The 20,777-nt window shown below is 62.9% G+C and carries 25 protein-coding genes; 19 read left to right on the top strand and 6 right to left on the bottom strand.

Features of this window, described 5'->3' with window-relative positions; genetic code table 11:
* The first annotated feature begins 289 nt into the window (after window positions 1-289).
* From FJ972_RS10645 to FJ972_RS10610, 8 genes are all read left to right on the top strand, one after another.
* Window positions 290-1,921: a DUF2778 domain-containing protein gene (locus tag FJ972_RS10645; RefSeq protein ID WP_140524896.1), complete on the top strand. Its 1,632-nt coding sequence runs from the start codon at window positions 290-292 to the stop codon at window positions 1,919-1,921.
* Between the two features lie 127 nt (window positions 1,922-2,048).
* Window positions 2,049-5,210, top strand: a complete 3,162-nt coding sequence (uvrB, locus tag FJ972_RS10640; RefSeq protein WP_140524897.1) for an excinuclease ABC subunit UvrB — start codon at window positions 2,049-2,051, stop codon at window positions 5,208-5,210.
* Window positions 5,211-5,626: 416 nt separating this feature from the next.
* Window positions 5,627-7,153, top strand: a complete 1,527-nt coding sequence (locus FJ972_RS10635) for an ABC-F family ATP-binding cassette domain-containing protein (protein ID WP_140524898.1) — start codon at window positions 5,627-5,629, stop codon at window positions 7,151-7,153.
* Between the two features lie 64 nt (window positions 7,154-7,217).
* Complete coding sequence (locus tag FJ972_RS10630; RefSeq protein ID WP_140524899.1) at window positions 7,218-7,496, top strand: type II toxin-antitoxin system RelE/ParE family toxin; 279 nt, start codon at window positions 7,218-7,220, stop codon at window positions 7,494-7,496.
* A 27-nt stretch (window positions 7,497-7,523) separates the two neighbouring features.
* Window positions 7,524-7,832, top strand: coding sequence for a HigA family addiction module antitoxin (locus tag FJ972_RS10625; protein ID WP_140524900.1), 309 nt, complete (start codon window positions 7,524-7,526; stop codon window positions 7,830-7,832).
* A 127-nt stretch (window positions 7,833-7,959) separates the two neighbouring features.
* Window positions 7,960-8,142 (top strand): hypothetical protein, encoded by a 183-nt coding sequence (locus FJ972_RS10620; RefSeq protein ID WP_140495993.1) that lies wholly within the window; start codon window positions 7,960-7,962, stop codon window positions 8,140-8,142.
* Window positions 8,143-8,296: 154 nt separating this feature from the next.
* A complete protein-coding gene (locus FJ972_RS10615) occupies window positions 8,297-8,722 on the top strand; it encodes a VOC family protein (protein ID WP_140524901.1) in 426 nt (141 codons plus the stop codon).
* Window positions 8,723-8,835: 113 nt separating this feature from the next.
* Entirely contained in the window at window positions 8,836-9,189 is a 354-nt protein-coding gene (locus FJ972_RS10610; RefSeq protein WP_140495995.1) for a DUF1428 domain-containing protein, read from the top strand.
* Window positions 9,190-9,240: 51 nt separating this feature from the next.
* Here the strand turns inward: FJ972_RS10610 and FJ972_RS10605 are convergent, their stop codons facing one another.
* Window positions 9,241-10,875: a tetratricopeptide repeat-containing sulfotransferase family protein gene (locus FJ972_RS10605; protein ID WP_140524902.1), complete on the bottom strand. Its 1,635-nt coding sequence runs from the start codon at window positions 10,873-10,875 to the stop codon at window positions 9,241-9,243.
* A 187-nt stretch (window positions 10,876-11,062) separates the two neighbouring features.
* Window positions 11,063-11,287 (bottom strand): hypothetical protein, encoded by a 225-nt coding sequence (locus tag FJ972_RS10600; protein WP_140516868.1) that lies wholly within the window; start codon window positions 11,285-11,287, stop codon window positions 11,063-11,065.
* 323 nt (window positions 11,288-11,610) lie between these two features.
* On the opposite strand from FJ972_RS10600, the gene FJ972_RS10595 reads away from it, so the two are divergent.
* The 5 genes from FJ972_RS10595 (at window position 11,611) to FJ972_RS10575 (ending at window position 13,027) form a co-directional block, all read left to right on the top strand.
* A complete protein-coding gene (locus FJ972_RS10595) occupies window positions 11,611-11,817 on the top strand; it encodes a cold-shock protein (protein ID WP_140495998.1) in 207 nt (68 codons plus the stop codon).
* 168 nt (window positions 11,818-11,985) lie between these two features.
* Window positions 11,986-12,255 carry a hypothetical protein gene (locus FJ972_RS10590; RefSeq protein WP_140516870.1) on the top strand — a complete coding sequence of 90 codons (270 nt, stop codon included), beginning with the start codon at window positions 11,986-11,988 and terminating at the stop codon, window positions 12,253-12,255.
* Complete coding sequence (locus FJ972_RS10585) at window positions 12,252-12,533, top strand: hypothetical protein (RefSeq protein ID WP_140496000.1); 282 nt, start codon at window positions 12,252-12,254, stop codon at window positions 12,531-12,533. The genes FJ972_RS10590 and FJ972_RS10585 overlap by 4 nt, the downstream gene beginning before the upstream one ends.
* Before the next feature lie 42 nt (window positions 12,534-12,575).
* Window positions 12,576-12,713 (top strand): hypothetical protein, encoded by a 138-nt coding sequence (locus FJ972_RS10580; protein WP_181165218.1) that lies wholly within the window; start codon window positions 12,576-12,578, stop codon window positions 12,711-12,713.
* Between the two features lie 89 nt (window positions 12,714-12,802).
* Window positions 12,803-13,027 (top strand): hypothetical protein, encoded by a 225-nt coding sequence (locus tag FJ972_RS10575; protein ID WP_140496001.1) that lies wholly within the window; start codon window positions 12,803-12,805, stop codon window positions 13,025-13,027.
* Between the two features lie 78 nt (window positions 13,028-13,105).
* On the opposite strand, the gene FJ972_RS10570 is transcribed toward FJ972_RS10575, so the two are convergent.
* On the bottom strand, window positions 13,106-13,510 hold the full coding sequence (locus FJ972_RS10570; RefSeq protein ID WP_140516872.1) for a Kazal-type serine protease inhibitor family protein: 405 nt from the start codon (window positions 13,508-13,510) through the stop codon (window positions 13,106-13,108).
* Between the two features lie 581 nt (window positions 13,511-14,091).
* Between FJ972_RS10570 and FJ972_RS10565 the strand changes: the two genes are divergently transcribed.
* The 3 genes from FJ972_RS10565 (at window position 14,092) to FJ972_RS10555 (ending at window position 15,452) form a co-directional block, all read left to right on the top strand.
* Window positions 14,092-14,304, top strand: coding sequence for a cold-shock protein (locus tag FJ972_RS10565; RefSeq protein WP_006202520.1), 213 nt, complete (start codon window positions 14,092-14,094; stop codon window positions 14,302-14,304).
* A gap of 322 nt (window positions 14,305-14,626) precedes the next feature.
* Window positions 14,627-14,839, top strand: coding sequence for a cold-shock protein (locus FJ972_RS10560; protein WP_006202521.1), 213 nt, complete (start codon window positions 14,627-14,629; stop codon window positions 14,837-14,839).
* A gap of 190 nt (window positions 14,840-15,029) precedes the next feature.
* Window positions 15,030-15,452, top strand: a complete 423-nt coding sequence (locus FJ972_RS10555; RefSeq protein ID WP_140516874.1) for a BA14K family protein — start codon at window positions 15,030-15,032, stop codon at window positions 15,450-15,452.
* An 87-nt stretch (window positions 15,453-15,539) separates the two neighbouring features.
* Here the strand turns inward: FJ972_RS10555 and FJ972_RS10550 are convergent, their stop codons facing one another.
* The 3 genes from FJ972_RS10550 to FJ972_RS10540 form a co-directional block, all read right to left on the bottom strand.
* The gene (locus tag FJ972_RS10550; RefSeq protein ID WP_140496004.1) at window positions 15,540-16,178 is read right to left on the bottom strand and encodes an MBL fold metallo-hydrolase; all 639 of its coding nucleotides are present in this window, start codon (window positions 16,176-16,178) and stop codon (window positions 15,540-15,542) included.
* Window positions 16,179-16,348: 170 nt separating this feature from the next.
* A complete protein-coding gene (locus tag FJ972_RS10545; protein ID WP_140496005.1) occupies window positions 16,349-16,663 on the bottom strand; it encodes a hypothetical protein in 315 nt (104 codons plus the stop codon).
* Between the two features lie 146 nt (window positions 16,664-16,809).
* Entirely contained in the window at window positions 16,810-17,703 is an 894-nt protein-coding gene (locus tag FJ972_RS10540; RefSeq protein ID WP_140496006.1) for a branched-chain amino acid aminotransferase, read from the bottom strand.
* A gap of 258 nt (window positions 17,704-17,961) precedes the next feature.
* Between FJ972_RS10540 and FJ972_RS10535 the strand changes: the two genes are divergently transcribed.
* Genes FJ972_RS10535 through FJ972_RS10525 form a run of 3 tightly spaced genes read left to right on the top strand, consistent with a single transcriptional unit; the run spans window position 17,962 to window position 20,665 of the window.
* On the top strand, window positions 17,962-18,495 hold the full coding sequence (locus tag FJ972_RS10535; protein ID WP_181165219.1) for a MarR family winged helix-turn-helix transcriptional regulator: 534 nt from the start codon (window positions 17,962-17,964) through the stop codon (window positions 18,493-18,495).
* The gene (locus FJ972_RS10530; RefSeq protein WP_140496007.1) at window positions 18,482-19,201 is read left to right on the top strand and encodes a response regulator; all 720 of its coding nucleotides are present in this window, start codon (window positions 18,482-18,484) and stop codon (window positions 19,199-19,201) included. Before FJ972_RS10535 ends, FJ972_RS10530 begins: the two co-directional genes overlap by 14 nt.
* 48 nt (window positions 19,202-19,249) lie before the next feature.
* The gene (locus FJ972_RS10525) at window positions 19,250-20,665 is read left to right on the top strand and encodes an ATP-binding protein (protein WP_140496008.1); all 1,416 of its coding nucleotides are present in this window, start codon (window positions 19,250-19,252) and stop codon (window positions 20,663-20,665) included.
* Window positions 20,666-20,777: the final 112 nt, after the last annotated feature.

Raw genomic sequence — 20,777 nt, 5'->3', positions numbered from 1 at the left:
AGAGCTGTTTTGCTTGACTCGGCCGTTAAAAGCAGGCAGCAAAATACTCTTGGAAGGGCTGCAATACCGCGTTCATGGTCGTGGACGAGCCTTTTTTGGCACAAAGTCCACGTCTCTCGGTTGGTTTTGAGAGGGATTGGTTAACCAACTTTGTCCATATTTTGAAGCAATCGGCAACCAAAGACAGGCGCGGCAAACGCGTCGGGGACCACCTGGGATCACTCACAGAATGGTCGTCGCGGCTATCACAGCCGCGGACGTGGGAGCCGATTGGAGCAAGATTGGTTGAATGGCGTTCTTGAGTAAGAAAATTGTCGGGGACAGGCGTTGGGACGGCGAAGCTGCCGACAACGCGTCACGTGCCTCATCCTTCAACTCTAAGCGGATCGTCCGCTGGGTAGCCGTGCCCGGCGTCAGCGCTGCCGTTGGCCTGTGGCTGGTCGGGACAATGGCTGGTCTGAGCTCCGTCGGCGCTTCGCTGTCGTCGACGTCGAGCGTCCTGCCGCAGAGGCTGGCCATGCCGGGCTCGCTCGCTCTTGCCGATCCGCTGAAACAGCATTTCCTGATGCCCGCTGCGCCATTCGCACTGGCCAACGCCGATGGCGGCACGCAGGCGCTGCAGAATCATGCCGTGCAGTGCGGCTCCGGATGCTTCAGGCTGGCCGCGCTCGCTCCCCGGGCGGAAAAGTCGGCGCGCCTCGTGGCCGCGTCCACGGCACACCCTGTCCCGGTCGCCAAGACGACCTCGCAGGAGCGCTTCGAGCGCATGGAAGCATCTCTCTCGCCAAGCAAGCTCGCCGCCGCCTTCGCCAACGCGGCCAAGCCCGTGGCCACGGCCGGCGCACCCGCCCGTCCTATCATCTCGACCTCCGCTCCACAGGTCGCCAAGGCATCGCTGGTGCCGGGCGCCAAGCTCATCGCCAGCCTGTCTGAAGACTTGCCGGCACCCGCGGCGGAGCGCTTCGCCCGGATCGACACCGGCTCGGTGGTTGTTCAGACAGCGCCGCAGCCGATGCATTTTGCCCAGCCGGATACCGGCACGCCGGACAATTCGCAACTGGCCCTCGCGCTCGCCCGCTCGCTGCCGGTCGAGGACGAGGCATTCGCCTCGCCATTGCCGATGACGGAGTCTTCGGCCGATGTCGCGGTTTCGCCTGTTGAAATCCAGCAGGAACAGCCGGGCGATGCCGCGGCCTTGCCCGACGCGCTCACCGATGACGTGCCGCTGCCGACCCGTCGGCCGCAATTCGACGCGCCGGAGCCGTTGAAGTCCGTGGAGCAGGAAAAGCCGACTCAACAGCCCAAGGTCGTGCAGCAGAAGCCGGCACCTCAGACAAAGCCGGTCCAGCAAGCCCAGCCGGCAAAGCCGGCCCGGCAGGGCCGGCCGGCGGATGGCGGCGACGCGTTGGCCTATGCGAAGCCAGACACGCCTTCGGGCGGCCTCGGCCAGGCGTTCAGGAACCTGTTCAACGCGCCGGGCGGCTCCAGGAGCGGAGCCGGCAGCGGTGTCGCCATCTATGACATCAGCGCCAAGACCGTCTACATGCCCGACGGTTCGAGGCTCGAAGCGCATTCGGGCATCGGCGCCATGGCGGACCAGCCGCGCTATGCCGATCAGAAGAACCGCGGACCGACACCGCCCAATACCTACAATCTGTCGCTGCGCGAGTCGCGCTTTCATGGTGTCGAGGCTTTGCGTCTGACACCCGTCGATGGCCGCAATAAATACAATCGTGACGGCCTGCTGGCCCACACCTACCTGCTTCGGGGCCGCTACGCACAGTCCAGTGGCTGCGTCGCCTTCAAGGACTATGCGCGCTTCCTCGCCGCCTTCAAGAAGGGCAAAATCAAGCGCCTCGTCGTGGTGCCGCGCCTGAACGGATCGCCGACACGCGTGGCGGACAACGCACGCGGCGCCTGACCGCAATCGGCAGGCATCACCGGCACTTGCCTCCTCCTGACAGCCTTCTGTCAGGAGCTGCATCTGGCCGTGCGCCTCGGCTGATCGCGCTCTTTCCATTTTCGCCAAGACCTCCCATATTCCGCCCATGGTCAAATCCACCGAAAAGAGAACGCCGTCGACGGCGAATGACGACCGCGCCGCGCCCAAGCGGCGCAGCCCGCTGACCGATTTCCTCGACGCCTCGGAACCGCTGCACAAAGGCGGCTTCGCCGAGATGCCGCAGCCCGAACTGTCGGGCACGCCGCTCACCGGTTCGGTCGCGGACTGGGCCGAGCAGATCGAGCAGGAAGCCGAACGCGAAGGGCGCCAGGCCGGCAAGGACGGCGGCAAGTCGCCGAAGCCATCGAAGAAGATCCCCGAGCGCTCCGCGGCGCCCGGGCGCACGGCGCGTGGCACCTCGATGGGCGGCGCGGCGACAGCCCGCGAGCGCGCGGCGGCCGGCCTCAATCCCGTCGCCGGCCTCGACGTCTCGCTCGAGGAAGCCGAGACGATGACGTCGAGCGGCGTCACCGCGACGGTGGCGGCTCTCTCGGCATTGATTGAATCCGGCAATCCGCTGCACAAGGACGGCGTGCTGTGGACGCCGCACCGGCCTGCCCGGCCGGAAAAATCCGAGGGCGGGATCATCATCAAGATGGTGTCGGATTTCGAGCCGGCCGGCGACCAGCCGACCGCCATCAAGGACTTGGTCGAGGGCGTCCAAAACAACGACCGCACGCAGGTGCTGCTCGGCGTCACCGGCTCGGGCAAGACCTTCACCATGGCCAAGGTGATCGAGGAGACGCAGCGTCCCGCCTTGATCCTGGCGCCGAACAAGACGCTGGCGGCGCAGCTTTATTCCGAGTTCAAGAAATTCTTCCCCGACAATGCGGTGGAGTATTTCGTCTCCTACTACGACTATTACCAGCCGGAAGCCTATGTTCCGCGCACCGACACCTTCATCGAGAAGGAATCCTCCATCAACGAGCAGATCGACCGCATGCGCCACTCGGCGACGCGCTCGCTGCTCGAACGCGACGACGTCATCATCGTCGCTTCGGTCTCCTGCATCTACGGTATCGGCTCGGTCGAGACCTATACGGCCATGACCTTCCAGATGCAGATCGGTGACCGGCTCGACCAGCGCGCTCTGCTCGCCGACCTCGTCGCCCAGCAATACAAGCGCCAGGACATCAATTTCGTGCGCGGCTCGTTCCGCGTGCGCGGCGACACGATCGAGATCTTCCCGGCCCACCTTGAGGATCGCGCCTGGCGCATCTCCATGTTCGGCGACGAAATCGAGGCGATCACCGAATTCGACCCGCTGACCGGCCAGAAGACGGGCGAGCTGAAAAGCGTCAAGATCTACGCCAATTCGCACTATGTGACGCCGCGCCCGACGCTGAACCAGGCCATCAAGTCGATCAAGGAAGAGCTCAAGCACCGTCTGGTCGAGCTCGAGCGCGCCGGCCGTCTGCTGGAGGCGCAGCGGCTGGAACAGCGCACCCGCTTCGACCTGGAAATGCTGGAAGCCACCGGCTCCTGCGCCGGTATCGAGAACTATTCGCGCTATCTCACCGGCCGCCAGCCGGGCGATCCGCCGCCGACCCTGTTCGAATATATTCCCGACAACGCGCTGGTCTTCATCGACGAAAGCCACGTCACCGTGCCGCAGATCGGCGGCATGTATCGCGGCGACTTCAGGCGCAAGGCGACGCTTGCCGAATACGGCTTCCGCCTGCCTTCCTGCATGGACAACCGGCCGCTGCGCTTCGAGGAATGGGACGCCATGCGCCCGCTCTCGGTCGCTGTCTCGGCAACCCCCGGCGGCTGGGAGATGGAGCAGTCCGGCGGCGTGTTCGCCGAGCAGGTCATCCGACCGACCGGCCTGATCGACCCGCCGGTCGAGGTGCGCCCGGCCAAGACCCAGGTCGACGACGTCGTCGGGGAGATCCGCGAGACGACCAAGGCCGGCTACCGCACGCTGGTCACCGTGCTGACCAAGCGCATGGCCGAGGACCTCACCGAATATCTGCACGAGCAAGGCGTGCGCGTGCGCTACATGCACTCCGACATCGACACGCTGGAGCGTATCGAAATCCTGCGCGATTTGCGCCTCGGCGCCTTCGACGTGCTGGTCGGCATCAACCTTTTGCGCGAAGGCCTCGACATCCCCGAATGCGGCTTCGTCGCCATACTCGACGCCGACAAGGAAGGTTTTTTGCGCTCGGAGACGTCGCTGATCCAGACCATCGGCCGCGCCGCCCGCAATGTCGACGGCAAGGTCATCCTCTATGCCGACCAGGTCACCGGCTCGATGGAACGCGCCATGGCCGAGACCAATCGCCGTCGCGAAAAGCAGATGGAGTGGAACGCCGCCAACGGCATCACGCCGGAATCGGTCAAGTCGCGCATCTCGGACATTCTGGATTCGGTCTACGAGAAGGACCATGTCCGCGCCGATATCTCGCAGTTCACCGACAGCGCCGGCGCCATGATGGGCAACAACCTCAAGGCCCATCTGGACGCGCTGGAGAAGCAGATGCGCGACGCCGCCGCCAACCTCGATTTCGAGAAGGCGGCCCGCATTCGCGACGAGATCAAGCGGCTGCGTGAGATGGAGATGTCGATCTCCGATGATCCGCTGGCCAAATACGCCGATATGGAAAGCCCGGTCTCGGGCCGCGAAAAAGGCAAGCACAACAAGGGCGTGGCCAGGCATCGTACATCGGAGGAACAGGAGCGGTTCCGCAAGCTCGACGAAGCACGCGCCGCCGAAGAGGCAGCCAAGGCTGCCCGGCCCAATCTCTTCCGCAAGCCCGATCTCGACGAGATGGGCGCCGATGGCGCGGTGCCGGTGAAGAAGCCCCTGTTCGCCAAACCGTCGATCGACGACATGGGCCCAGGCACCGACATGCCGACGCCGGCCGGTGCCGTGTCGCGCTCGCTGTTCAAGAAACAATCGGCGTCCGAAGCACACGGCTCGGATTTCGGCATTCCCGGCGAGCCGACCAAACCGCTGTTCAAGAAAAACTCTCTCGACGAGATGACCGTGCGCCGCACCGAGAAACCGGTCGAGGGAAAAGTGCCGGCGAAGCCTCAGCCGATCTCTCCCGTTGTTGGGGCCGGCAGGACAGACGGGGGCGCGAAGGAACGCGAGGACAAACCCGTCGTGCGCCAACGCGCCGGCATTGGTTCTTATGAAGACCCCGGCGACGCCCGCCGCGAAAAGCGCCGGCCCGCGAAGACAGGACGGCCCGGAAAGTAGTTCGTTCGAAAGGCCGGCGGGACGGCGCCCCCTCTGTCCTGCCCGTCCTCCACAGCAGCTGCGCTGCAGCTGCGGAGGGTGGACCGGACATCTCCCCCGCGAGTGGGGAGATTGGCAGCTTCAGCGCCCCGCTCGACGCTACCCTCCTCTTGCCCAGCGCATGACCTTTGGTGTACTCAGTCCCCACACCCAAACGTCTTGAAAGGAGGGCTGCGTGTTTATCGATCACCATCGTCAGCGTGGCCCGATTTCCGCCCTGCGAGCTTGCTTGCAGGGCTGACCAGGGACGGTCCGGGTTTTTCCCGCTTCGATTTTTTGGTCTGCCCTTCGTGGTGCGCATTGCCGAGCCTGATGGCCGCTTGCGCACTGACAAAGTGCATTGAGCCGGACTTTCCGGATAGACCAGAGAAATCGACATGGCCCTGATCAGCCTCAAATCCCTCGGCGTCACGATGAGTGCGCCGCTCTTTTCCAATCTCGACCTCACCATCGGCAGCGGCGACCGGCTCGGCATCGTTGCCGCCAATGGTCGCGGCAAGTCGACCTTGCTCAAATGCCTGGCCGGCGAGATGGAGCCGACCTCCGGCGACATTACCCGCACGCGCGGCTTGCGCGTCGGCCATGTCGAGCAGTCCGTTCCTGCTGCCCTGCTTGGCCGCAGCTTTCATCAGGTGGTGGCTGACGCTTTGCCGCCCGAGCAAGCCGAAAGCGAACTATGGCGTGTCAATGTGGTGCTGGATTCGCTCGACGTTCCTGAGGCGATGCGCGAGCGAGAGATGCAGGCGCTGAGCGGCGGCTGGCAGAGGCTGGCACTGATCGCGCGTGTCTGGGTCACCGATCCCGACATGCTGCTGCTCGACGAACCGACTAACCATCTCGACCTTGCCCGCATCAGCCAGCTCGAAACTTGGCTGAACGCGCTACCGCGAGAGGTGCCGGTGGTGATCGCCAGCCACGACCGCGCCTTTCTCGACGCCGCCACCAACCGCACGTTGTTCCTGCGCCCGGACCAGTCGCCGGTGTTTTCCCTTCCCTACTCCCGCGCCCGGCAGGCCCTCGATGAGGTCGATGCCTCGACCGAGCGAAAATTCCAGCGCGACATGAAGGTGGCGCAGCAATTGCGACGCCAGGCTGCCAAGCTCAACAATATCGGCATCAATTCGGGCAGCGACCTTCTCACGGTCAAGACCAAGCAGCTCAAGCAGCGCGCGGAGCGACTTGAGGACGCGGCGGCCCCGGCGCATCACGAGAAATCGGCGGGGGCGATCCGGCTGGCCAATCGCGGCACGCACGCCAAGGTGCTGATCACGCTCGACGACGCGGCGGTGGAAACGCCCGACGGCACGCTCTTGTTCAGGACCGGCAAGCGCCACATCTGCCAGGGCGACCGCATCGTGCTGCTTGGCCGCAACGGCGTTGGCAAGTCGCGCTTCGTCACGCTGATCCGCAACGCCATTATCGAACCCGACACGGTTCAGAACGTGAAGGTGACGCCGTCGACGGTGCTCGGCTACAGCGATCAGGCGCTGTCCGGCATCGGCGGCGACGATACGCCACTGGCGATGGTGTCGCGCCGTTGCGATGTCGGCGAACAGCGCGCCCGCTCTCTGCTTGCCGGCGCCGGCGTCGGCATCGAGATGCAGGAGCGCAGGATCAGTGTGCTGTCCGGCGGCCAGAAGGCGCGGCTGATGATGCTGGCGCTGAGGCTCGCCAATCCGAATTTTTATCTGCTCGACGAGCCGACCAACCATCTCGACATCGACGGCCAGGAAGCGCTGGAGGAGGAATTGCTCAAGCACCAGGCAAGTTGCGTGCTCGCCTCGCACGATCGCTCCTTCATCCGTGCCATCGGCAACCGCTTCTGGCTGATCGAGAGGCGGCGGCTGACCGAAGTCGACGATCCCGAGGAGTTCTTCCGCTCAGTGGCTGAAGGGGCGGGATAGATCGGATTGTAAGTTATCCGCTTACAGGTCCTTGAATCTTGTAAGCGATCTGTTTACATACGTCATGATCAAGTCTTTCAGGAACAAGGCCCTGTCAGAGCTCTTTCAAGCCGGGAAAACCGGCAAGATCGACACCAAGATGCACAAGCGCGTTCTTGTCCGGCTTGACCGCCTGGAAGCTTCAGAAAAGCCGGAGGAGATGAACCTTCCTGGCTTTGCCTTCCATGCGCTGAGAGGCTTCGATCCCATCCGTTACACGGTCCACGTCAACGGCCCGTGGTGCATCACGTTTGAATTCGACGGCAAGGACGCCGCCCGCGTCGATTTCGAGCAATACCACTGAGGCGGCCAGATTGGAGAAGTTCGACCAATGAGCGTGCACGAGCCGACGCGTCCTATCGAGCGCTGTCCCTCCCACCCGGGAGCGCTGCTTGGGGACATTATCCCGGCAACTGGAAAGACCAAGGTGGAAATTGCAAACCTGCTCGGCATCTCCCGGCAGCAGCTCTATGATATCATCCGCGAAAAGAAGCCGGTTTCACCGGCTGTGGCCGCCCGCCTTGGGAAGCTGTTCGGCGATGGAGCCGCGATCTGGCTTCGCATGCAGGCAGCTTTCGATGCCTGGCATGCCGAACGTGAGGTGAATGTTTCGGCTATTCCGACGCTCAAGGTCGCGTAGGCGGTGGCGCTCGAATGAGAAATTAAACGCTGCGAGAAAAATCGACGACCTGTCGGATCGCCTGAACCTGCCTCGTCCTTGGGATGCCGACACGATGATGCCGGCGCCAACCCAGGGAGAATGCATCATGTCCGTCCTTTCCTCCATCGGCCGCATCGCAACCCGATATGCGGCGGCGCGTGCCCGCCATCGCAGCGAGCGCATCCTGCTTTCGCTGCCCGTCGAACTGCGCAAGGACATCGGCTTTCCAGAACTCTTCGACGCGCAGAACAGCCGCCGCTCAGCCGCCGTCCCGGCCAGGGTCATATGAACGGCCGAGCCATGCGTCTATTGCTGGAGTTCGCCGGTCGCCCGGCCAGTCCGGGCCCGGCCCACGAGAAAAATTTCAAGCCCATGTAGGACCGCCGTCACCTCGCGCGTCCTATGGTCCGCAAGGCCAAATCAAACGTGAAGAGGAACACGCAATGACCGACCAGACCCCTGTTCAGCCCAAGGCGAAAGTGCTCGGCGGATTGACTCCCTATCTGCAGGTGGACGGCGCCTTCAAGGCCGCAGAATTCTACCAGAAGGCGTTCGGCGCCAAGCAGGTCTTTTTCTACCCTGCGGACGAAAAAGGCCGCACTATGCACATCCATCTTCACATCAACGGTTCGACGTTGATGTTGGGCGACGCCTATCCCGAGCACGGCCACCCGCACCAGGCGCCGCAGGGCTACACACTCCAGCTTCATCTCGGCAGCGACGAGATCGACGGCTGGTGGCAGCGCGCGGTCGACGCCGGCTGCGAGATCGTGACGCCGCTGCAGGTGATGTTCTGGGGCGACCGCTGGGGCCAGGTGAAGGACCCTTTCGGAGTCGCATGGGCGATGAACGCTCCAGTGGAGCAATAACCGTCGCAATTCGATAGCGGGCGTCAGCACTCTCGGCGAGAAGTGCGCGCCCACCTGCCCCGGGTCGCATCCCTGCCGGCCCGGCGCCGGATGCAGCAAACAAGGAGATTGCCATGTCCTATGTCGACGGTTTCGTGCTTGCCGTGCCAAAGGCAAAACTCGACGATTACAAGAAGCTGGCCAACACCGCCGGCGCCGTCTGGAAGGAACACGGCGCGCTCGCCTATGTCGAGTGCGTCGGCGACGATGTGCCTTATGGCGAGGTCACGTCGTTTCCACGCGCCGTGCAGGCCAAGGACGACGAAGTCGTCATCTTTTCCTGGATCGTCTACAAATCCAGGCAGGACCGCGACGCGGTCATGGCCAAGGTGATGGCCGATCCACGATTGCAGCCGGATATGTCGACAATGCCGTTCGACGGCAAGCGCATGATCTTCGGCGGGTTCCAGACGTTCATGGAATTGTAGGCAACGCACTTGGGCGGAGCGGGAGCGCTCCGCCGGAAATGCCGAGCCGCATTAAGCCAGTCTGTCCAGCAGAGGCTTCAGCCTGTCGCCGTAGCGCTTCCACAGGTCGACCGAGCCTTGATACATCGGCTGGCGCACCTGCGCGGCGGAAGCCGTGCGCACCGGCCGGTCGGTCTGGTGGAACGACAGCACGGCATCGTCCCATGGCAGCCCGAGATAGTTGATCAGCGCCCGGCTCTGGCCTTCCTGGTCGGCGACGAAATCCTCGTAGCGCACATCGTGCACGACGCCAGGCAGCACCTTGTGCCAATGCGCCATGATGTCCGTGTAGAGATTGTGGAAATCGGCGAGTTCGCCCAGATCATAGCCGTAGCGGTGGCTGTCGCCGCGGAAATGCACCTTGTAGATCGAAAGGCAGGTTGCCGCCGCATGGCGGGCGCAATGGATGATCCTGGCCTTTGGCATCATCATGTGGATGAAGCCGACAAGCAGGAAGTTGCCCGGCATCTTGTCGGTGACGTGGCGCATGTGCGGATAGCGGGCATGCAGCATGTCGAGATAGGCGCGTCCCGCCTCGGCAAAATCCGTATCGGGCGCATCCGAAACGCCCCAGGGGAAGCCGCCGGGCATGGTCGCCGGGAACTGCCTGCCGACCGCCGTCTTCAGGATGCCGAGCTCGCCGGCGCCGTAGACCTGCGGATGGCTGGCGATGATCTGCTCGACCAGGGTCGTGCCCGAACGAGGCATGCCGATGACGAAGATCGGCGTATCGTCGGAGATCGCGCTGGGCCTGTGCTTCTGGAAGAAATCCCTGTCGAACACCGTTTTCATAGCCTCGAATTCGGCGCGTGTCCTTTCCGCGTCGTAGTCGATGCCCTTGCGGCGGATGGCATTGCCTTCGGCGAAATAGTCGAAGGCTCTGTTATAATCCTTCAGATCGTCATTGACCTTGCCGAGGCCGAAGGCAAGCTGCATGCGCGCCAGGCTGTCCGGCAGCGCCTTGGCGTGCTGGGCCTCCATCCCGGTCAATTCGGCATCGCGCTCCTTCTGACGCTTGACCTGCGTCAGCATCAGCCAGGCGCGCGCCATGCCGGGATCGGCCGCCAGCGCCTGCCGGAACAGCTCGGCCGCCTCGTCGAGCTCGCCTTTTTCCATCAACCCGACGCCCAGCCCGTGCAGCAGTTCGGCGTCCTTCGGACGGATCGACAGCGCCTCGCGAAAGACGGCCAGCGCCTCGTCCAGGCGCCCCGCTTCCTGCAAGGTTTCGGCAAGCCCGATGCGGGCGCGGAAATGGAAGGGATTGCGCGCGACCGTGCCGCGATAGATCTCCTCGGCGCCCTCGAACTGCCCAAGCTGTTTCAGTGACGAGCCGAGATTGTCGCGCGCCGCGAGCTGGTCCGGCCGCAGCGCCACCGCGCCGCGGAAGAAGTCGGCGGCCGCCGCGACACGGCCGAGATCGCGCATCACCGTGCCGAGGTTGTTGAGGAAATCCGGATTCTTCGGCTGCAAGCGCACCGATTGCTCGAGGAGACCGAGCCCCTCGGCGCTGCGCCCGGTCTGGTGCAGCAAAAGACCGAGAAAATGCGCAGCCGCCGCATGGTTGACCTTGTGCGTCAGCACTTGCCGATAGAGCGCCTCGGCCTCTTGCCGCCGCCCCGCCTGATGCAGTTGCAGCGCCCTCTGCACATGCTGGTCGAGACTCGACGGCGGCTGTCCGCCCGAGCCGGAGTTGGCGCCAGCACCCGCCGCTCGTCTCTGATCTCTGTTAATGGGAAACCTGCCGTGTTTGTCCGCCTGCCGCGATCTAGGCCATTGGCGCGGCGGGTTCAAGGCTTTGCTTGGTTTCTTGCGCTTGCCATCGGCGCGGACAAGATCAAATCAGCCGGTTGGTCTCGGCCGTCTGCCTGGCGCGCCGAACCGTTCCGTCAGTATCGGCGATCGTCCGCCTTTCAGCCTCGTCGCTCCTGACGGTCAGCCGCGCCGACTTGACGATCATAGGTTTGCCGGTACGCCCGATGGCGACGGCATATGCGGTGGCCGGCCTGATGGGCGGGTTGATCGCTGTGGTATTACCTCTTGAGCTTCTCGCAGAAACCATGGTTTTTGTCCTTTTTGGAGAAATAAAACGCAAATTTCGGGAGTGGACCCCAAAATGATTTTTTGAGAATTTTTGGAAAATATCATCAAACCATAGCAGAGTTTTTCAAATGAACGCAGCAATCTTTTTCCGTTGGCTTACTTATTTTTCCAAATCTTCTTGAAAACCATGCAAAGTCGAGCTACATATATATGAGCGTTTGGGCCAGAATTGGCATTTCGCGGCGTCAGAGGTTCTCGACCCGCCAATCTCACTCCAAATCATCGATATCGGCAGCGCGGCGCATTTGCTCCGCGACCGTTCTCATTCTTCGAAAGACACCCATGAACACCGGAACCGTGAAATTCTACAATGGCCAGAAGGGTTTTGGCTTCATTCAACCAACCGACGGCGGCAAGGACGTTTTCGTCCACGTCAGCGCATTGGAACGCGCGGGCTTTCCTGGCCTCGCCGAAGGCCAGAAGCTGCAATTCGAGTTGGAGCGTGATGCCAAGGGCCGCGAGTCGGCCGCCAATTTGCAACTGATCTGATCCGGCCGAATTCGATGACCGCTGACCACGGATGTACTGGCAGCTCTCGAAAATGGCTTATTTCCAGCGATTGCCGGAAATAGGAAAGCGGGGCTCGTCCCCGCTTTTTTGCTTTGAGGCTCTCCGCCTCGCATGTCGCCACAGGGCTTAAAACATCAAGGCAGGACAATGCCGGACCGCACGACCCATTCCGTCGCACATTTCATGGCTCCTTTCGTACTCGGCGGGCTGGAAGGGCAACTGCCGGCGGGCGACTACGACATCGATCACGACGAAGAGCTGATCGAGGGCATGTCGCGGCTTGCCTGGCGCCGCGTCGCCACCTTCATCCATTTGCCGGCAAGGGCGGTGAAAAACCCGACCACCAGTCAACTCGTCGCCATCGATTACCTGGACCTCGAAACAGCGCTGAAGCGCGACAGGGAGAATGCAGCATGATCCGTTTCCAGCAGAATGCGCGTCCGCGCACCGACACGCCCTCGCATCTCTTCGCCGTCGGCCAGACCGTGCGCATGAAGAGCCGCACAGGGCTCCTCAACAAGACAACGGAACTGTTCGAGATCAAGAGCAGGCTGCCGGTCAAGGACGGCTCCCCGCAGTACCGCATCCGCAGCGAGCAGGAGACCCACGAGCGGGTCACCACGGAAGACAATCTCGAACCAGCCGACAATCCGATTGGTGACAATCCGACTGTTGGCAACAATCCGGCGGTCTGAGACCCCGGCGCCGCCAGACCACCAGCACGAGGAGCAGACAAGATGGCCAAGGGTCAACAGCGCAGCAACCGCGAAACACGAAAGCCCAAGAAGGACAAGGTGGTGGCCAAGCCCGCCTCCCCGTTCGGCTCGTCGGTCAAGCAGGCCGAGAGCGGCCTGAAGCCTAAATCGAAGAGCTGATCGCGGACGACTTCTTCCGCGCCCATCCCTGCCGCAGAATCTCCTGCCGGAGAATCTCCCTGGCGGAACAACGCATCATGGAGGCGTCCTTGAATTTCGTCATCGAGTTTTACCGATCGCGCGAAGCCGAGGAAGCGACGCTCGACAAGGTGTCGCTGGAAGCCCCTACCCTGCGCGCAGCCTGGCAGGGCGCCACCGCGCTCTTCCATACGCTCGCAATGCCGCAAATCCCCGACCGCGTGCGCATCTGCGATGAGCACGGCAGCGAGCTTTACTCCGGGCCGGCCGACGGCGCCTATCCATCCGCGTTGTGACCGTCACACGTCCCCGAAATTTGTTTTAGACGGCATCCGCGTTTTCCCAAGGTGCGGAAAAGACGAACACCCGGCCTTTCAGCAGCGGCCCCCGCCAACGATGCGGTAGTCGGCGGCGCGTGCCTCGCAGGCGTTGGGGAAGGTTCGCAACTCTCCGCCGCGCCGGGCGCAGACCGGCGCGTATTCGCGGGTGCAGAAAGTCTGCTCGCCGCCACCCTCGCCGCCGTCACGGCAGGGACCGTCGCGCACGATGCGATAACCCGCCCGGTCGGCAAGACAGGCATTGGCGAAGGTCTGGCGGTCGCCACCGCGCCGGGCGCAGACGGGCTCGTACTGTTTGGTGCAGAATTGCGGTCCCGGCCGCGGCGGCCGTGGCCGCGGTCCCGGGCCGTCGTCGACGACCACTGTACAGGCGGCAAGAACAGCCGACAGGAACAGGACGACAAAACCCTGTCGCGAGAAGATTGCCGCAAGAAACCTCATGATCGTCTCTCCCTCGATCCTCGCCTCGCTGCGTGCCGCTCCAAATACGCAGCTGTTCGGGACAATGATATTCACGAAGCAAAGGCTCAAACCAGTCGCGCTGTTGCGATCCTCCGCATTCCATCGCCGATTGCAACCCTCGTTTGCAGCCGGCTGCTAAAAAGAACGTCGCCTGGATTATCCCGGCGCCTCGCACCGCCAGCCGTCGCCGCCGCTGGCCCATGCGTGACGGGGCTGTGGCCGATGACCCCTCAGGCAACGAGGCCTATTTGCGGCGCGTCGATGCTCGGATTGGTCGATTCATGCGTCGGGACGCGCCCATCGGGGGCGGCCCGCGGCGCTATCTTGCAACCTTCACTTTTCCGTGCGATAAATTCCGTGTTCGGGCATTTGCGACCCGGAGAGCGGAACGTTTTGGACGACCTTTCCCCGATACTGTGAATCTCTGACGGCCCCGTTTTTCGGCGGGGGGTTTGACCATGCGCCAATGCATGACTGCCGAAAGCTACCACCGGGAACTGCCCTCGACGCGAGGTGGCGGGCAGGACCATCAAGACTGAACGGGTGAAGGAGTTTCCCCAATGGCCCAGACCGGCACCGTTAAATTCTTCAACGCGACCAAAGGCTTCGGTTTCATCACGCCCGACGGTGGCGCCAAGGACGTATTCGTCCACATTTCCGCGATCGAGGCCTCGGGCCTGCGCACGCTCGTCGACGGCCAGAAGGTCACCTTCGACGTCGAGCCGGATCGGATGGGCAAAGGCCCCAAGGCCGTCAACCTCCGCGCCGCCTGAGCCATCGGCCAGCAGCACGCCCTTCCTGGCCGTGCGACTGAGGCTCCGAAGCTTGAATGACTTCGGAAGAGGCAAACGAATTTTGAAGGCGCGGCGATTTTCGTCGCGCCTTTTTCATGTCGCAGCGCAGCAAAAATGCTGTCGCCCCAAAGTGGATCCGGTGTCGGGTCAACGACATGCATCATAATGAAAACTTAAAGCGCGACGCGCTTTAAGTGCCCGCAAAACTTTCTCTTGCCGATGACGCTAAAATAAAGGACAAATTTCCATTCGGGCATTTGCCGGCCCGAGACTGGAGTTTATGGGATCAAAGGAGCTTCCCATGCCGCAGACCGGCACCGTCAAATTCTTCAACCATGCCAAAGGGTTCGGCTTCATCACACCGGATGATGGCGCGAAGGATGTCTTCGTTCATATTTCGGCCGTGCAGGCGTCGGGTCTTCCCGGTCTTGAGGATGGGCAGAAAGTGACATTCGACACCGAGCCTGACAAGCGCGGCAAGGGTCCCAAGGCCGTCAACCTGTCGATCGGCTGAGCCTGCTCCGGAACGGCGGCTGTTCTGGCAGGACAGCTTCGCTCCCTGGAGCGTTCGATAGTTGATGCCCGTGCCCTCCGGTCAGGCAAAAATTCGTTCAGCCCCCGTTCAGCCACGGTCTCATATTAATCTTTCGTAAAGCCGGACCGCATCCCCGGAATTCTTACGGGCCGGCACGAAGGAGATCGACATGAACCGAATTTTCAAGACAGCCGTGCTGTCCGCCGCAGTGGTTGCCACCACGTTCGCGGCCTTGCCCGCGGCCAATGCGGGCGATTGGCGTCACCGCCACCATCATGACCATGGCGATGCCATTGCCGCCGGCGTCCTCGGCCTCGCGGCCGGCGCGCTGATCGGCGGTGCGTTGGCCAACCAGCAGCCGCCGCCCCGCGACTACTACGATGATGGCTATTACGATCGCGATGTGCGGATTCGCCCGGCGCCGGTCCGCCGCTACTATGCCGAACCGCAAGTGGTCTACGCCGACCGCTATGCCGAACCGTGGACGCGCGGCTGGTACGACTATTGCTCCGACCGGTACCGCACCTTCAACGCCCGCACCGGCACCTTCACCGGCAATGACGGCGAGCAGCATTTCTGCACCGCTAACTGATCAAGGGCTTCCCTGCCTCAACAAAAGCGCTGACCGCAAGGCCGGCGCTTTTTTGTCAAGCCGGCACCGGCTTCGGCGCGACGCGCTTCACGTCAAAAACGGATTGCTCCGCCGCTCCTCGCCGAAACGCCCGCCCGGACCGTGGCCGCAGATGAAGCCGATGTCGTCGCCGAGCGGCAAAAGCTTGTCCTTGATCGAGGCGATGAGTGCCGCATGATCGCCGCCCGGCAGGTCGGTGCGCCCGATCGAGCCGCGAAACAGCACGTCCCCGACATGGGCGAATTTGGCCGCGCGGTTGTAATAGACGACATGGCCGGGCGCGTGGCCGGGGCAATGCAGCACCTCGAAGAGATGCGAGCCGAACGAGACCGTCTCGCCTTCGGTGAGAAACCGGTCGGGCACGCAGTTGCGCACGCCGGCAATGCCATAGCGCTCGCCCTGGTTCTCAAGATTGTCGAGCAACATCCTGTCGGCCTCGTGCGGGCCGATGATCTCGACACCGAGCGCTTCCTTCAACTCCATCGCGCCGCCGGCATGGTCGATATGACCATGCGTGATCCAGATCGCGCCGGCCGATATCGCATTGTCCTTCAGCGCCGCCAGCACCTTGTCGATATCGCCGCCCGGATCGACGACGACACCGTGCTTGTCGTCCATGTCGAACAGGATCGTGCAATTCTGCTGGAAAGGCGTGACCGGCACGATGCCGGCATTGAGCTGACCCATGATCGTCCTTTCGATGTTCACGCCGTGATGTAGAGGCGCGAGCGAAGGGCGTCCACCCTTGGGATCGGTCGTTCCAAAGCGCGTCGCGTCGAAACGCATTCATGCGGCGCGCTCTGGAAACAGAAATGGGCGGCCGAAGCCGCCCATTTGGCCAGCCCGAGATCGCAGGCTTACTTCTTCATGGCGCCCATGACCGCGCCGATAATGCCGGTCAGGATCGCGCCGCCGCCGGCGCCGCCGACGATGTTCTGCAGGTTGAGCGCGCTGCCCAGACCACTCGTCGCTGCCGCAGCCGCTGCCGGATCGACTGTGCCGCCGAGCAGGCTGCCGAGGATCGCCGCGCCGCCGACGCCGCCAATGGCGCCGCCCAGGATCTTGGGAAGCTGCCCCAGCGCCGCCGTCTTGATCGCCGCGCCGACCGCCTGACCACCGATGATGCCTGTAATGATCTGAACGATGATCGGAAGAAGCGTATTCATGTCCATCTTACCAGTCCCTCCATAGCTGCCAGCCTCCCGGGCCGACACCATCATGGAGACGCTGAATTCGGCGAAAGTCAAATGCAGAAACGCTGAAATAAAAGGGGCGGCCCGAAAACCGCCCCTGCTTGCGTGAAAAGCTGTGACTTTCGTTATTCTGCGGCGATCGCGTGCTTCGGCTGAACGGCCGCAGAATAGTCATTCATCAGAGTCTTGGCGATCTCGCCGACCTCGAATCGGTACGGCCCGATCTCCGAAACCGGGGTCACTTCCGCTGCCGTTCCAGTCAGGAAGCACTGCTCGAAGCCCTCGAGTTCTTCCGGCATGATGGCGCGCTCCACCACCTCCAGGCCGCGGTCCTTGGCGAGGCCGATGACCGTGCGGCGGGTGATGCCGTCGAGGAAGCAGTCCGGCTTTGGCGTGTGGATCCTGCCGTCCTTGACGAAGAAGATGTTGGCGCCGGTGGCTTCCGCGACCTGGCCGCGCCAGTCGAGCATCATGGCGTCGGCATAGCCCTTGGCCTCGGCGGCATGCTTGGACATGGTGCAGATCATATAGAGGCCTGCAGCCTTCGATTTGGACGGCGCCGTGCGCGGGTCGGGCCGGCGCCACTCAGCCATATCGAGACGTATGCCTTTCAGCTTCTGCGCCGGATCGAAGTAGCTAGGCCACTGCCAGATGGCGATGGCGCAATTGATGCGGTTGTTCTGCGCCGAAACGCCCATCTGCTCGCTGCCGCGCCAGGCGATCGGCCTGACATAGGCATCCTTGAAGCCCTGCTTCTTCAGCAGGGTGCTGGAGGCGTCGTTGAGCTCGGCCACCGAATAGGGGATCTTGAAGCCGAGCAGCCGCGCCGATTCATGTAGGCGCTCGGTATGCTCGTTGAGCTTGAAGATCTCGCCGCCATAGGCGCGCTCGCCCTCGAACACCGCGCTGGCATAGTGCAGGCCGTGGGTCAGCACATGGATCTTGGCCTCGCCCCATTGCACGAACTCGCCATTCATCCAGATGAAGCCGTCCAGTTGATCAAAGGGAACGGATGCCATGGTAACCTCCCGCGGGCGGCAGCCCGCATATCGTTGTTCGTTGCGTGCTCTTGTCGGCCGCGCCAACTGGTTGGGGCGCCTGCCGCTGTCTGGAAAGGTAGGCGGATAATCGTGCTCTGGCAAACTCAGGAAGTTCCGGAAAACCCGGCCTGTCTTGCCTTTTCGTTCGCAATCCGCCCAAAACCTTGTCAAAAATTACCATTGCAGGGAAATTACGTCAATAGTACTGACATAATCTTCCCTGCCCATGGAGAAAAGATGACGGATCGAAGCCGAGCAGCCGGGACACCGATCAGGACCGCGATGTCAATCGAGGATGGCATTGATTTCGCCCTCATCGAGCTGTTTTTCTTCGCCTATCGCGATTTCACCTCGGATCCCGATCAGATCCTGGCCGACTATGGCTTCGGCCGCGCCCACCACAGGGTGCTGCATTTCGTCAACCGCAGGCCGGGCCTGACGGTCGCCGAACTGCTCGATGTCTTGAAGATCACCAAGCAGAGCCTGGCGCGCGTGCTGAAGCAGCTGATCGACACCGACCATGTCGTGCAGTTGCAAGGGCCGCGCGATCGTCGCCAGCGCGAACTGTATCCGACCGCCAAGGGCCGCGCGCTGGCGCTGGCACTGGCACGGCCACAGTCGCGCCGCATCCATGCTGCATTGGAAGATTCCGGAGCCGCCGAACGGACCCAGGTGGAACGCTTCCTCGAAGCAATGGTCAATCCGGAACTGAGAGCCCAGATCGACGTTGGGTCCGCAAAAATGTCAGGGAAAAGCCATGGAGAGCACTGAACGCGCTGATCACGCGGCCGCACCGGACGACGATGCGCCGCATTTGCTTGTGGTCGATGACGACACCCGCATCCGCAACCTGCTCAAGCAATATCTGACCGAAAACGGTTTTCGCGTCACCGTCGCCGGCAATTCGGGCGAAGCCCGGCGCAAGCTCGCCGGCCTCGACTTCGATCTTCTTGTGCTGGACGTGATGATGCCCGGCGAAAACGGCGTCGATCTGACCAAGGCGCTGCGGGCCGAGAAGAACGTGCCGATCCTGATGCTGACAGCGCTATCGGAGACCGACAGCCGCATCACCGGCCTGGAGGCCGGCGCCGACGATTACCTGCCAAAGCCTTTCGATCCGCGCGAATTGATCCTGCGCATCAACAACATCCTGCGCCGCGGCGGCCCTGCGACCACGCCCAAGGTGGAGCAGCTCGTCTTCGGTCCCTACACATTCCAGATCGCCAGGCGCGAATTGAAGCGTGGCGGCGAGGCGCTGAAGCTGACCGATCGCGAGCAGGAGATCCTGGCGATATTCGCCGCGCGCGCAGGCGAAACCATTCCACGCCACGAACTGGTCGGCGACGAATCGGATGTCGGCGAACGCACCATCGACGTCCAGATCAATCGGCTGCGCCGCAAGATCGAGCGCGATCCCTCCAATCCGGTCTGGCTGCAGACGGTCCGCGGTATTGGGTATCGGCTCAGCGTCGAATAGACTACCGCCTTCGGCCTGCCTGACGGCCACGGAGCGAGCGAAAGGTGAATGGCGACCACGGAACTGGAACAGCCGGAATCTGACGGCTTGAGCACCCGCTCCACACGGCTGCTCAAGAGGGGTCCGCGCGTCTGGAACCGGTTCTGGCGCCTCGTTTCGCTCTACATGCCCAAGCGCCTCTACGCGCGCTCGCTGATCATCGTCATCGCGCCGATGATCCTGCTGCAATCGGTGGTCGCTTTCGTCTTCATGGAGCGGCATTGGGCGACCGTGACGCAGCGCCTGTCGCAGGCGACCGTGCGCGACATCGCCGCCATCATCGACCTGATCGAGACCTATCCGCACGACGCCGACTACGCCAACATCATCCGCATCGCCCAGGACCGCATGCAGTTGAAGGTCGACCTCCTGCCGCCCGACCCGCTGCCGCCGCCCGGGCCGAAGCCGTTCTTCTCCATCCTCGACGACGTTCTCTCCGCCGAGATCACCCGCCAGATCAACCGGCCGTTCTGGATCGATACGGTCGGCAACTCCAACATCATCGAGGTCCGCGTCCAGCTCGAAGGCAAGGTGTTGCGCGTCTTCGTGCGCCGCAGCCAGGCCTATGCTTCGAACACGCACATCTTCCTGATCTGGATGGTCGGTACCTCGCTGGTGCTGCTGATGATCGCCATTCCCTTCCTGCGCAACCAGATCCGGCCGATCCTGACGCTGGCCGAAGCCGCCGAAAGCTTCGGCAAGGGCCGGCCGATGCCGCGTGATTTCCGCCCGCGCGGCGCGGAGGAGGTCCGCCGCGCCGGCTTTGCCTTCATCCAGATGCGCGAGCGCATCGAGCGCCAGATCGAACAGCGCACCGCCATGCTCACCGGCGTCAGCCATGACCTCAGGACCATCCTCACCCGCTTCAAGCTGCAGCTGGCGCTGGCGGGCGGCAAGGCCGAGACCAAGGCCGCGCTCAACCAGGACATCGACGACATGCAGTCGATGCTCGAAGGCTATCTTGCCTTCGCCCGCGGCGAGGCCTCGGAAGACACCGGGCGCTTCGATCTCGAAGCCTATTTCCAGAAGCTGAGCGAGGAAGCTCGGTTGCGCAAATGCAAATTGTCGACGACGCTTTCCGGCGATCCGACCGTGCATGTGCGGCCGAACGCCTTCGCCAGGCTGATGTCGAATGTCATCGGCAACGCCTTCCGCTACGCCAAGACGGTGGAAGTGGCCGCCAATCATGGCCGCGGCTCGCTCGTCGTCACCATCGACGATGACGGTCCAGGCATTCCGGCCGAAAAGCGCGAAGAGGTGTTCAAACCCTTCATGCGGCTCGACGAGGCCCGCAATCTCGATGCCAGCGGCACTGGTCTCGGCCTGTCGATCGCCCGCGACATCGCCCGCAGCCATGGCGGCGACATCACGCTCGACGTCAGCCCGCTCGGCGGCTTGCGCGCCGTGATCAAGGTTCCGGCCTGACAGGGATTCAATCGCGGGAAGCGGAAATCGTTTCGGGACGAGGTCATGTTCGGCCGATTTCATTGGCGCGTCATGAAACCATGCTGAAGAGCGCGCATGAAGCGCGCGACCT

The sequence above is a fragment of the Mesorhizobium sp. B2-1-1 genome (genome assembly GCF_006442975.2).
GTDB lineage: Bacteria > Pseudomonadota > Alphaproteobacteria > Rhizobiales > Rhizobiaceae > Mesorhizobium.
This window is presented reverse-complemented; position numbering and strand designations above follow the sequence as displayed.